The organism is Paenibacillus sp. FSL L8-0158 (assembly GCF_038592965.1).
Classification (GTDB): Bacteria; Bacillota; Bacilli; order Paenibacillales; family Paenibacillaceae; genus Paenibacillus; species Paenibacillus polymyxa_D.
Genome location: NZ_CP151949.1, coordinates 2,847,114 through 2,860,939 on the forward strand (window position 1 = coordinate 2,847,114; position 13,826 = coordinate 2,860,939).

Genomic DNA, 13,826 nt, shown 5'->3' on the forward strand with positions numbered 1-13,826 from the left:
TTTAATCCTTGTGCAATATTACAAAACATCGTCACTATATCGGACCATATTTAAATTCCAGCACATGGGATATACCGTTTTTATTATATATACTGAAATTATTACACGCTGCAATAAATAACACTTTCATCAAAAAATGAGTAATAAAAATAGCAGGAGGATATTAATGAAAATTTTAGGAATTAGTTGCGGTAGAAGGATGAGTAATTCAGAAATCCTTGTCAAGGAAGCTCTGATGGGTGCTGAAGAGATAGGTGCCGAAGTAGAGCTTATACGTCTTAATGACCTGCACATTAAACCTTGCACCGGTTGTAATGCTTGTGTAGTGAGCCTGCTTGAAAAGTGTGGCTCAGGAGATTGTGTGATAAAGAACGATGATTATGGATTTATTGAAGAAAAAATAATGGAATGCGACGGGTTAATTTTGAGCTCAGCCATTTATGAAAAGAGTCCGAGTGGATTGTTGAAGACTCTGAATGACCGGATGGGCCCCTCCCATGACATTGCCTTCCGAATGATTGCCAAGAAGCAACGCGAAGAAAGAGGAATAACTACTGATAAAGGCCCGGATGAAAGAAGCTTTAAACAAAGAGTGGCTTCTCTTATAGCTGTAGGGGGAAGTGAGTGGGACACACTTGCACTGCCAATGCTCCATCTTTTCACGCTACCGATGCAAATCAATGTTGTAGACAAAATGCTGGTCAATTGGGTTGGCTTGCCTGGATCAGTAGTCTTCAAAGAAAATGAATTGAACAGAGCTAGGCAATCTGGTCGTCATGTGGCTGAAACACTAATGAATCCGAATACGGAAGCGGAATATATTGGCGAATCTGGTTTATGTCCAATCTGTCATTCCAAACTCGTTGAAATCAGAAATCATGATGATAATTATCCTGCAATATGCGGAATTTGCGGTGTAAAGGGCACTTTGGAGGTTGAACAAGGCAAAGTTAAATTCAATGTCGCAGAGGAAGATAGAGCGCATTCTCATGTTCTAATCTCCGGGAAATTCGAGCACGCGGATGAATTATATAAAGTTTCATTAAAACCTAATTCCAAGGCTGGCGAGTTGCCTGAAAGATTAAAAAAATACAAAAACTATTTATCTTATTCCAGACCTACTCGTAAATGATATTCCGGATAAAGTGCTTATTCTTTTATTGAAAGGCTGAGCGAATTGGGCTGGTAAGATGCTTGCTGAAGCAGGCATGGTTGGGGCTGGTCTTAACGGCGTCAGCTTTTCATCTTACGGCTCGGAATAGAAGGGGAACTAAGCAGTTACAAAAAGGACTTGGCAACAACGACATATATGAGCTTTTAGCTCAATGGAAGCAACAAAAAAGAAAATCCAAGCCCACTCATAACGATTTGTTTAATCGCCTCTATACTCCATAACTCCATGGTTTGAAATGGATGAATATCATGCTTTACAAGATATCTTTCAAACATGGTCCGATAACTACAGCCTTCTTCATTCGTAATAAAAAAATGGTTGGTGTTCTCTCGCTTATATTCATCGAAATGGTCTGGGCCGTCGTTGCTGCACACCAGGACCATGTTCTCCTGGGCCAAAGAATAATGAATGCATTTTTCCGGATGTATTTCCGGGTAGACCATCAAAGCCACATCTACACGTCCACTGATTAAGTCAACCTGGTTTTGTTTACATGTACCGTTAATAAGGTTGAATTTGACATGAGGATATTTCAAAGAGAATTCCCTTATAATCGGACTTAATCTAGAAATCGTTAAAGACTCTGGTGCAGCCACCTTAATAACACCTTTAACCTCCTGGTTGCTTCGTATATTTCTAATCTGGTCATGAGTAGCCAGTAGATCTTCTGCCAGAGGTATTAATTCTCTCCCTAATGGAGTAAGTTTCAAATGCCTTCTTTCGTAAGTGAAAAGCTCCCCGCCAATCTCTTCTTCAAGCGACTGTATATGGGCAGTGATTGTGGACTGAGTGTATCCCAATTGCGATGCAGCCCCTGTATAACTTCCGATTTCGATGATCGTCTGAAATGTAATAAGGTGTCTAATTTCCATCGCTGTTCTCCTTAGTTTTATTTCTATCGATAAAAATGATAATGATTTTGAATATTTCAATTTTATTAATGAACAGATCCATCATACAATAGAATCCTTCTGATCGTAAATTAATCTACAAGGGAGGAAACAATGAATGGAACCATTCAAAATTTCAATTCCAGAGCAACAATTGCACGATCTATCTATCAGACTAAAACAGGCTCGATGGCTTTCAAGTTTCTCTATAGAACCATGGGCTCTGGGGACAGACTATTCCTTTTTGAAGGGATTAGTTGATTATTGGGGCTCGGAATACAACTGGCGTGAACAGGAAGCATGGTTAAACCGTTTCCCACAGTTTATTGAACATGTGGATGGCTTCGATATACACTTTGTGCACGTTCGAGGTGAAGGGACATCCGAACGACCACTGTTGCTGACACATGGGTGGCCAGGATCATTTGTAGAGATGTTAGAACTAATACCTTATCTAACAACCCCATCGCTATATGGTGGACATGCTGAAGAGGCATTTGACGTTATTATTCCCTCTTTGCCAGGCTTTGCATTTTCGAGTAAACCTACACGACCGGGAGTGGGGTCCAAATACGTAGCCACGCTGTGGGCAAAACTTATGGATCGTTTGGGTTATGAAAGGTATTTGGTTCAGGGAGGGGATATTGGAGCAGGGGTATCAACATGGTTAGCATTCATGTATCCTGAACGGGTGAGGGGACTTCATCTCAATTATATTCCTGGAAGCTACAAGCCACCCCTCACTCCAAATACACCATCTGTTAGCGAAGAAGAGCAAGCTTACTTCGACATCGTAGCTGAGTGGTTGGAGCGAGAAGGTGCTTATAGCGCCCTTCATAGAACGAAACCAGAAACACTGGCTTTTGCACTAAGTGATTCCCCGACCGGTCTTGCCAGCTGGATAGTAGAAAAATTTCAAGGTTGGAGTGACTGTGACGGTGATATGGAAAAGTCTTTTTCACTTGATCATATCCTCACCAACATATCGATTTACTGGTTTACCAATTCGATTGCTTCTTCCATACGAATATATACTGAAGGCACCCAAATGCCACTGCATTTCACCGAAGGTCAGCGTGTTACTGTTCCAACAGGGGTTTCCTTATTTCCCAAGGAGCTGCCCACGCCACCCCGAAGCTGGGTAGAACGCGTCTATAATATTACGTACTTGGAGAAAGCGAATAAAGGCGGTCATTTCGCCGCTATGGAAAATCCTAAATTGTTTGCCGACCATCTAAATCATTTTTTTCATTCATTAAGCAACTGATAGTCTCTATCCTTCGGGGAGCAAGCAGGGGGGGATAAACAGCAACGGAATGGACAAGAGAGCAGGGTACGTGTGCTCACGCTTTATCAGTTCTAGGGGCGGGATAACCCGCTAACACTTGATGGTTGTTGGTCATTAAATATACGGAAGAATGTACGCACATAGAAGCTGTCGTTGGGGGCATCTTGGTTCACTCCCATCCGTTAAAAATTTAGTTCAGAGCAATATCCTGACTCTCTCTCTTAGATATACTTTTTAATTGGAAGCAACCTTAGCACAGTGCAATACCGAACTGAGGCTGCTTCAGTTATCTAAGACATACTACCGTTTACTTCAGATAGGTTCCCGTTTCTCCAATTCCACCTCTACCATTCAATACATATACCCTTGCATTTCCTTTGCCGGAGCATGTCAGGGTAATCTTGCCATCAGTAACGGTTTTGGAATCACCGGTCACCGCATCCACATAGGTTCCGTTCGGAATCCCGGTAAACGTGGCGTTTCCTGAAATCGTGACCAGTGCAAAGCTGTCAATGCCTTTGGCACTGTCGGTATATCTTCTCTTAAACGCCAGATTGCCCGACACATTCTCTGTGGAATACTGGCCTTTTTGCAAGGCGGGAACAGCTCTTCTGATTAAATTAAGCTGTCTGATATGTTTCGCCAGAGGATGGTTGAGCGATTCCGCAAGCGTGCCAGTAGCATTTGTGTATTTACCGTAATCTTGTACCGTAACATTGCCTTCCATGTGATCGCCGAAATATGCTCGTCCCGTTTTGCTTAGCGGTGCGTTTGGACCTGTATCAATGGTTGCCCCTTTTTGAAACTCAATTTCGGAGCCGTAGAAGATAGCGGGTATTCCGCGGAAGGTGAACATCAGATCAAGATTCTCAGCCCAAGTGTCCTGTGTGCCCGCGAATCTTTGATTTTCCGGAGCCTGGTCAGGAGCATAGTCATGCGAGTCGACATAGGTTACGTTCCACGTAGCATCATTATAGTATTGGTCGCCACTTCTCATATTAAATGCTTCATGCGCGGTCTTGAATGCCCAATGCATTGGAAAATCAATCACATCCATGCCCGATTTCATCGAATAGTCAGGCGTATGATAGGTATTTCCGTTTAAGAGAGCATTGTTCGAGGTTGGCTGTCCTGCTGTAGTAGAGTTGTCCGCCCACTCTTGTTCAACTGACGCTTTATTGGAGGCGTAGTCATTCTTTCCATCGCCCGGATACGATTTCGCGCTTTTCCAAGTATAGAATGGCGTCGAGATCGCCGGAATTCCACTGTTCCAGACATCTCTGTAACGAGTGGCTACTTCTCCAAAAATATAGAAATCCGAGCCGCCTCTTGTCTTCCAGGCAGGAATATAGTATTTATTGAAAATATACCTGCTCACATGCTTCACCGTATCGACACGGAAAGCGTCAACACCCATGTCTATATAATGATTGTAGGTATCAATTAAATATTTGTTAACTGCAGGGTTTTCCGTGTTCAAATCCACGCAATCTCCCGCTATCTGACCAGTCTGAACAGTATAGGATTCCCAGGAAAGACTTTTCTCTGTATGGTAAATGTTATTGTTCGTTCCCTCTGTCTTCATTAAGGCGAGCCTTGCCTGATACTGCTGATCGGGTGTCATGGAATCATAGTTTGGTGGCAACTTATCCGTAGTCTTCACCAAGTTGTTAGCGGTATCGGGTTTGGCCGGATCTTTCTTGAACATGGGATACAAATTCTCTTCACCGAAATTACCCGTATGATTGACGACGATGTCCTGAATAACCTTCAGCCCTTTGGCATGGGCTGCATTGATCAAATCCTGATAAGAAGCTCCCGCCGATTCATACCGTGGGTCTACTTTGGCAAAATTTAAAGCGTGGTAACCATGGTAATCATAACCGCTGGCATTTTGCACAACAGGTGTAATCCAGATGGCGCTGAATCCGAGGGCTTTGATATAATCGAGCTTTTGAATCAGCCCCTTAAAGTCTCCTCTCCAAGCCGGGTCCGAATCTGGATTGCGCGCCTTTCCATCATCCCATGCGTGCACGTTATTGCTCGGATCACCGTCATAGAACCGGGAAGTAATCACGAAATAGATGGTGTCTTCCCGAAAATCCTTCTTATTTCCAATATTATAAACAAAGCTCTGCTTGGTTTGATTACCAGCGCCGTCTATAACGAGAAATTTTAATGTCGTAGTCTTGGAGATAAGAATAGACGGTCCAGTCAATCCGGCCAGCGCGTTGCCTAGAATATAGACTTTTGAACTTGTGGTTGGTTCTGTACCATCCTCCGTATAGTATGCCTTCGTCGTTGCCGCCTTGTTATCTTTCAGGTTAAAGGATACAGTCACCGAGGAATCAGAATGCCCGGCAGGCAAATTCGCTGTGATTGTCGGGGCTTGCAGATCTGCATTCAGGTCAATTACATAATCAAAAGAGGATGCATTTCCAGTTTGACCGATTGAGTTGACACCGAAGGCCTTAATGGTCAAAGAGGAAGCAACTTGGATTGGAGAGGTATACAAGGTCGAGGATGTCGTAGGTGTCGAACCGTCTATCGTATAGTAAATCTTATCGTCACTGTTGGTGCTGGAAAGCGTCACTGTTTGGGACGAATCATATGTTTTGGGTACAGGAGAGGCGGAAATCGCCGGAATTTTAGGCATTTCCGGGCTGACATCATACCATGTGTTATCTGTGTAATACCAGCCCTCTTTCACACTGCGGGACAAGTCGGCCGTCTGTTTGCCGCTACTGTCATTGAAGATGAGGCTTGAGCCTGTGGCATTGGCAATGGTGTAGCTGTACCAGTCGTTTCCATCCGACTTCATCAGGATTCCCGGCCACGCCCCGCTTATCGGAACGGTTGCCGGATTAAGATTCCAGTAATGGATTCGAATCGCTGAATTCCAGCTTGATGGTTTCTTAAAGTGAACCGTTAACCCAGTTTGAGTTGATTTATTTGTTGTGGTAGGTGCATACGTTGCGGTAACGGTAGACGTGATCGAAGCGGTTGTCGATGGAAGAGCAGTCGCTGTGGGATTCTTGTAGGTGGCTGTATAATCGTTGTTACTCGAAGCTACGCCGGGTAAGCCGAAGAAGTTGAAGCAAAGCGATAAAATAATCAACCAAGAAATAAAACTTCCAGTTTTTTTTCTTAGCAAGTTAACAACCTCCTGATAATATTTAGTGGGTAGATTTTGCAACCGGTTGCATTAAAAGTAAAAAAAAGAAAGGCATTTATTTGGATAAAATAGATTCATTGATCGCCTCCTCCATGGTATGTAGGAAAATAAATCATTGTACACGCTTACAAAATAAACTATGGAAAAAGCCCATTCACAGGGCTCTATACCAATGATTTTTTCCTTTTATGATTATATCAACCATACTTTTACTAGTCAATGCAATTGCTAGGGCATATTTCAAACCTAAGAAAACCAGTTCGTAATTGAAGCCAACGTCCCAAAAAAGCCTTGAAGGCACAGTGAATAATAATGAGGGGAGAAAAAGGCCATTGGAAATTTATCTTTAATATAAGCATTGACAAATTGTTAAATAAATGAAATCATGTCATTGAGTGCGATTATGTGCAAACGATTGCCCTTTTTTTGAAAGCGTATACACTTTGTTTTGCCCTCTTTTATTTACTCCTAATCTCTCAAGAGAGGTTGGTTGTAAAATAAAATTTAAAAGGAGAGTTTAGTATGAGGAGGAAGACAAGCCCCATCTTGAGACGTACCTGGAGTATCGTTCTCTTTGTCGTATTGTTGTTGCAAACGGTTGGCTTTACTCCCGAAGCACAGGCGAATACCGATGTTCGGCAGTTAGGCGGTTCGGATGCGAAGCTATCGGCTGTCGCAAACTTTGAACTTCCGGAAAGAACGAAGGATGGTCTTATTTTTCATGCGTGGAACTGGTCTTTTGACAACATCACCAGGAATCTTCCGGAACTGGCTCAGGCGGGATTTAAAGCGGTGCAAACATCGCCAATCCAAGCCAGCAAGGAAGGGTTGACAGAAGGCAGCAAGTGGTGGGTTTTGTACCAACCCATCAACTTTAAAATCGGCAACTCTCAATTGGGAAGCAGGGATGATTTCAGACAGCTTTGCCAGGAAGCGGATAAATACGGCATAAGTATCATCGTTGATGTTGTCGCCAATCATACGGGGAATGCGGGCGGTGGAAATCAGCAGTATCAGCCGGCGCATAATGTTGATTCGGCGATCAAGAATAACAGCTATTTCTGGCATGAGGCCAGAGGTGTGGAAAACTGGAATGACCGTTGGCAAGTCACACAGTGGGGAATTGGTCTGCCCGACCTCAACACGTCTAATCAGGAATTGCAAGATATCATTGTCGGCTTCCTGAATGACGCCATCTCCTTGGGCGCCGACGGCTTCAGATTCGACGCCGCCAAGCATATTGAGTTGCCCAACGATCCGGGGGGCTCCAACTTCTGGCCCCGGGTACTGGGTTCGTTAAACAATAAAGATAGACTGTTTAATTACGGAGAAGTGCTTCAAGGTGGAGCTGACAACTTTGCCGGCTATGCCAATTACCTCAGTTTGACCGCCTCCAGCTATGGGGACAGTGTCAGAAGCGCCGTTGGTTATCACGGTGGCATCAATGTTGATGCGGCCAAATCTTTTAACGCCAATAATGTAAGCCCCTCCAAATTAGTTACCTGGGTCGAATCGCATGACACTTATGCCAACGACAACAGCGAATCGACGGGGTTGAACGATTGGCAGATCAAAATGGGCTGGGCAATCATCGCCTCCCGGGCGGAGACGACCTCTCTGTTCTTCAACAGACCGACAGGAGGTGGGAAATTTGCGAATCGGCTCGGCGATGCGGGGAATACGCTCTGGAAGGACCCGGACGTCGTTGCCATTAACAAGTTCCACAATGCCATGGTAGGTCAAGACGAATACATTAGGACGCAAGGGAATCAAATTATGCAGGTTGAACGCGGAACCAAAGGCATGACGATTGTGAATCTTGGAGGCAATGCTCAAATCAACTCCCCCACCAGACTGGAGGACGGCGTTTACCAGAACAAGGCCAATGGCGGTGGATCGTTTACGGTGTCGAACGGTAGAATTACCGGCCATCTGGACGGAGGCAGGATCGCTGTACTGTATAGCGCGGCGCAGCAAACTCCGACAGTATCCGTCGATCCTGAGGAAGGAGCCTTTTTCACAGATTCTATTAACGTGAGAATGAACTATTCCAATGCAGACTCGGCAACCTACACTTTGAACGAGGGGCCGGTGACTCCGTTCAGTTCGGGAGATATGGTCAGCATTGGCGCTGGAACTCCAATCGGATCGACGTTTGTTCTGAAAATTGTCGCCGCGAATTTGTCCGGTCAAACAGAGAAGATGTTCAGGTATACGAAGGAGGAACCGAGCTCGGGCATGACCGTTCATTTCTACAAGCCTTCCGGCTGGGGAGCACCGAACATCTACTACTACGATGATTCCGTGACTCCGCTCAGGGAAGGCTCAGCTTGGCCGGGCGTGGCCATGCAGAATGAAGGTAACGGCTGGTATGTGTATAGAGCCCCGGACTGGACGCAGGCGAAGGTCATATTCAACTCAAGTGGAAATCAGATACCCGGATCGCAAATGCCTGGATATGCCGTAAGTGGCGAGAGATGGATCAAGGAAGGACGGATTACTCCGCAAAATCCAGATGGGACAAAACCGACGGTTACGATCGATAAACCGGAAGGAACATTCCAAGGGGATAGTCAGGAGATCATGCTCAATTACACCGATGCCGACAGTGGTACTTAGAGACTGAACGGCGGTTTTTTACTGCCGACCACAAACTAACGATAGGCACGGGCGATCTGCCTGGTGCCCGCTATACGCTGGAAGTGACAGCAAGCAACGCTATAGGGAAAACGACCAATACCTATACTTTCGCCATAGCACAAAGCCCAGGCGAAGAGATGTTGACTTCCAAGAAAGAAAATACAGCTTGGCCGGAGGTCCAGGGTAGCGGCTTGTATGAATTGCTTTTGGGAAACCTATCTCATTGCATGAATTCTTTTACCCGCTAATCCAAGGTTACGGCTCGGTCGTTTTGGAATGCAATATTGAGCTTGGCGGTTCAGATCAGCATTTGTCGAGGGACAAGAACATAGTCCTATTGAAAGTCGCTATTTTGGCGGCTTTTTTTGTTGTATAGACTTTTAAGAGAGAGCAAGCAAATCCGAAATGAAGAGCCAAGTTTACACTAAAATTAAAGCACCTGCCTGAACGTCAGAGTAGTATTACTTCTTGAAATAAATTCTTTACCCTATTTACAAATGACTCAGGATCAATTGTAAATGACTAAGGGTCATTAATTAAAAGGGGACAACAACATTGACGTGCTATGACAGATGAAGCCAAAGCTTTGAAGGCTCAAGCGATTTTGGACCAGACAACGGAAGTGTTTCATTCTTCAGACTATGAACAGATTAAAATGTCGGATATTGCGAAGGAAATGAAAATGTCCAAAGGCATTTTATATGTATATTTTAAAACGAAAGAATCCTTGTTTTTCAATCTTCTATGCTGTGTATATGAGAAAAGGCTGAACCGGCTCATTGAAATAATTGTGGAAACCCACAACCTTAATACGCTGTAGCTGGATTGCAGCAACGTGCAATCTTGATTTTTTTGCAAGCAGGGAAAATTGACTGTATTTAAAAAAAAGGAAATTATTTAAAATTCGTACTTAACCAGCTTGAGAAAGTTTTTTATATTATTTTGTGCTGCTATCCTTCCACTGAGAAAGCTAGGACAGACTCAGGATTTTGAGTCTTCTTTAAGGATGTTATTACATAAGAGTGAATCTTAATGCAATCTTAATGCTGTAGGCAAATTCGTAATACGGTACTGATTTTGCTCATGATATACTAAGGATTGAGAGAGAATATAGTAGAGGGTGGGCACAGGATGGCAGCAAAACAGAACGATGCCGGGTCCATACTTGATCGAATTACTGACTTGCCGGTAAGGAAAAGAAGAGGAAGACTGAAGGTTTTTGTTGGATATGCACCAGGTGTTGGGAAGACCTGTGCAATGCTTAGCGACGCCCACGAAGAGCAAAAAGAGGGTATAGATATCGTAGTTGGATATATTGAACATTATGCCCGACCATACACTGCGGCGCTGTTGGAAGGACTTGAACTTCTTCCTTACATTAAAATTTCAAATAAAGAATCCTCTACTAAGGAATTTGATCTGGACCAAGCGCTCCAGAGAAGTCCTGACCTTATTTTATTGGACGATTTGGCCCATACGAACGCGGCAGGATGCCGACATAAAAAAAGATATCAGGATGTGGAGGAGCTTCTTCGCGCAGGAATTCATGTATATACGACGATGAATGTTCAACAGATCGAAAGCCTAACGGATATTGTCTACTCCATTACTGGCATTTCTGTTAACGAACGCATACCGGACAGTGTATTTGACAGTGCTGATCAGGTGGAATTAGTCGATATTGAACCGGATGATTTAATAGGACGTTTGAATAAGGGAAAGATTTATCCTGAGGAGGAGAATACACAGGCTCATTTATTTACCAAGGAGAATCTGACGGCTCTACGTGAAATTGCTTTGCGTAATACAGCAAGTCAGTTAAACCGAATCGCGGAGCAAATCAGTGAGCAGGCGATAACAAATGAATTTGATACGAAAGAACATATTTTGGTCTGTCTGTCTTCGACTGCTTCCAATAAGAAAGTGATCCGAACAGCAGCAAGAATGGCGGTAGCTTTTCATGGTCATTTCACCGCGTTGTTTGTGGAAACACCAGAAGCGAGAGAATTGACATCAAAAAATAAAGCGGAGTTAAGGGAAAACCTTAGGCTGGCTGAGCAAATGGGTGCACAAATCGCAACGATGTATGGAGACGATATTCCAGGACAGATTGCCGAATATGTCAAAACAAGCCGTGTATCGAAAGTTGTCCTAGGACGCTCCCCTTACAAGAGGAGAGGGCTTGCAAATTCCAATGTAATGGATAAACTAACAGCCTTGCTTCCTAATATTGAAATCTATATTATCCCCTATACCCAGTCCTCCTTCTATAAAAGATTGCCTTTTTACGAAAAATACCCAATGCTGTCGTTGGCAGATACTATCAAGACCATTGTTATCTTGACTGTGTGCACAATTATTGGCTTGTGGTTTAAGTATTTGGAATTCCGAGAAGCTAACATTATCACCGTGTACATTCTAGGGGTTTTGTTAAATGCAATTGTGACCAAGGGCAGAATGTATAGCGCCATTTCTTCGGTTATGAGTGTACTTGTGTTTAATTATTTCTTTACCGAGCCTTATTATTCTTTACAGGCTTATGATTCAGGCTATCCGGTCACCTTTCTGGTCATGCTGGCTGCTTCTTTCATGACGAGTACACTAACTATGCGAGTTAGAGAGCAGGCTCGGCAGTCCGCGCAAAAAGCTTACCGTACCGAGGTGCTTCTGGAATCAAGCCGGAAATTGCAACAGGCCAAAGACTCTCCGGCTATTATTAATGAAATGGCGCATCAAATGGTGAAGTTGTTGGACAGAATGGTCATTTTCTATTCAGTTGACCAAGGGGAACTGTCGGCGCCGCAGTTTTTTCCAAAGAAAGAATCTGCAGTTGATCCAGGGGTCTACACAGGAGGCAACGAACGTGCAGTTGCAGAGTGGGTGTATAAAAACAACAAGCGTGCAGGAGCTACGACGGATACTTTTTTTGGCGCTAAGTGTCTGTATCATGCGGTGCGTGGAGGAGATCAGGTTCTTGCGGTGGCAGCTATTGTAATGGATCAGGAAGAACCTTTAGAAGTTTTTGAAAATAGCCTAATGCTTGCCATGCTGGGAGAATGCGCGCTGGCGCTGGAGAAAGAAAAACTGAACGAAAGACAACAAGAGATCTCCATGCAAATCCAGCAGGAGCAACTCCGTGCCAGTCTGCTTCGGTCCATTTCTCATGATTTACGCACTCCTCTTACCAGCATCTCAGGCAATGCGGGGGTTCTTCTTGGAAACTCAGAGGTACTAAACGAGGAACAGAAAAAAGGTCTATATACCGATATATATGACGATTCCATGTGGTTAATCAATTTGGTAGAAAATTTGCTGTCCATTAGTCGAATCGAAGGTGGTACTCTAAATCTTAATTTTCAGGCAGAATTAATGGAGGAAGTCATTTCGGAGGCTCTACTTCATGTGAACCGCAACAGTGTGAAGCATGTCATTCAGACGGAACTGGATGATGAATTGATGATGGCTCGAATGGACTCCCGACTTATTGTTCAGGTATTGATCAATATGGTTGATAATGCAATCAAGTATACCCAAGAAGGCTCTCACATCACAATTTCTGCAAGACGCGAGAGACATATAGTCATTGTAGAAATCTCAGATAATGGACCCGGTATTTCTTCAGAAGAAGTCAAGGTTAGACTGTTTGAGATGTTTTATACGGCAGACAACATTCATGGGGACGGACGTCGTGGATTAGGATTGGGGCTTTCTCTGTGCAAATCAATTGTGAATGCTCATGGAGGTACTATTGGTGTTAAGGACAATGTCCCTAAAGGGACGGTTTTTTATTTTACCCTGCAAGCTGAGGAAGTGAATGTTCATGAATAAACCTTTTATTCTTGTTGTGGAGGACGATAAACCCATCCGCAAGCTGATTACGACAACGCTGGAGACACAGGGGTATAAATATCATACGGCTGAAACAGGGGAAGCATCGATTTTAGAAGCAGTATCCAAGCAGCCGGATCTAATGATTCTGGATTTGGGGCTGCCGGATATGGACGGTGTAGATATCATAAAAAAGCTTCGTGCATGGTCGAATATGCCTATTATCGTAGTCAGCGCACGCAGCGAAGATCGGGATAAAATTGATGCGCTGGATGCCGGAGCGGACGATTATCTAACAAAGCCCTTCAGTGTAGAAGAACTGCTGGCCAGACTTCGAGTCAGTTTACGAAGAATTCGAAATGATAGTGATAAGCTCCTGAAGGATGCTTCCAGCTTTATTAATGGAAATTTGAAAATTGATTATGCTGCAGGATGCGTATGGATTGGTGAAGAAGAAATTCACCTGACCCCAAGCGAATATAAACTGCTTTGCCTGCTGGCAAAACATGTAGGCAAAGTACTGACCCATAATTTTATTCTGCATGAAATCTGGGGCAGCCACAGTTATGACATTCCTGCCCTGCGTGTGTTTATGGCAACGCTGAGAAAAAAAATAGAAAAAACATCATCACAAACTAAGTTTATTCAAACACATATCGGAGTTGGTTACCGTATGCTTCAGGTTGGAGATGAAAGCTAGGTAATAATATCATAATGATGTAATTAGAGGAGATCATGCTCTTTTGGAGCATGGTCTCTTTATTTTTCATCTGTCATCTAAATCTTAAGGTGATCTTTATACCTATATGAAAACCCTAATCCTAAACTAAT

7 protein-coding genes and 2 pseudogenes are annotated in these 13,826 nt (G+C 43.7%); 7 read left to right on the plus strand and 2 right to left on the minus strand.

Features of this window, described 5'->3' with window-relative positions; genetic code table 11:
* The first annotated feature begins 166 nt into the window (after positions 1-166).
* A complete protein-coding gene (locus NSQ68_RS12580) occupies positions 167-1,132 on the plus strand; it encodes a flavodoxin family protein (RefSeq protein WP_342429001.1) in 966 nt (321 codons plus the stop codon).
* Positions 1,133-1,326: 194 nt separating this feature from the next.
* Here the strand turns inward: NSQ68_RS12580 and NSQ68_RS12585 are convergent.
* Positions 1,327-2,046 (minus strand): annotated as a pseudogene (locus tag NSQ68_RS12585) (LysR family transcriptional regulator); the annotation flags it as partial.
* A gap of 136 nt (positions 2,047-2,182) precedes the next feature.
* Here NSQ68_RS12585 and NSQ68_RS12590 point away from each other — a divergent pair.
* Positions 2,183-3,331, plus strand: coding sequence for an epoxide hydrolase family protein (locus NSQ68_RS12590; protein ID WP_342429002.1), 1,149 nt, complete (start codon positions 2,183-2,185; stop codon positions 3,329-3,331).
* 328 nt (positions 3,332-3,659) lie between these two features.
* Here NSQ68_RS12590 and NSQ68_RS12595 read toward each other — a convergent pair whose 3' ends face one another.
* Positions 3,660-6,506: an alpha-amylase family glycosyl hydrolase gene (locus NSQ68_RS12595; RefSeq protein WP_342429003.1), complete on the minus strand. Its 2,847-nt coding sequence runs from the start codon at positions 6,504-6,506 to the stop codon at positions 3,660-3,662.
* Positions 6,507-7,049: 543 nt separating this feature from the next.
* Between NSQ68_RS12595 and NSQ68_RS12600 the strand changes: the two genes are divergently transcribed.
* The 5 genes and pseudogenes from NSQ68_RS12600 (at position 7,050) to NSQ68_RS12620 (ending at position 13,695) form a co-directional block, all read left to right on the plus strand.
* Positions 7,050-9,146, plus strand: a complete 2,097-nt coding sequence (locus tag NSQ68_RS12600; RefSeq protein WP_342429004.1) for a starch-binding protein — start codon at positions 7,050-7,052, stop codon at positions 9,144-9,146.
* Positions 9,147-9,366: 220 nt separating this feature from the next.
* Positions 9,367-9,483 (plus strand): annotated as a pseudogene (locus NSQ68_RS12605) (hypothetical protein); the annotation flags it as partial.
* Between the two features lie 270 nt (positions 9,484-9,753).
* Entirely contained in the window at positions 9,754-9,987 is a 234-nt protein-coding gene (locus tag NSQ68_RS12610) for a helix-turn-helix domain-containing protein (protein ID WP_307344910.1), read from the plus strand.
* 311 nt (positions 9,988-10,298) lie between these two features.
* Positions 10,299-12,995: a sensor histidine kinase KdpD gene (locus NSQ68_RS12615; RefSeq protein WP_342429005.1), complete on the plus strand. Its 2,697-nt coding sequence runs from the start codon at positions 10,299-10,301 to the stop codon at positions 12,993-12,995.
* A complete protein-coding gene (locus NSQ68_RS12620; protein WP_307344915.1) occupies positions 12,988-13,695 on the plus strand; it encodes a response regulator transcription factor in 708 nt (235 codons plus the stop codon). The genes NSQ68_RS12615 and NSQ68_RS12620 overlap by 8 nt, the downstream gene beginning before the upstream one ends.
* Positions 13,696-13,826 lie beyond the last annotated feature (131 nt).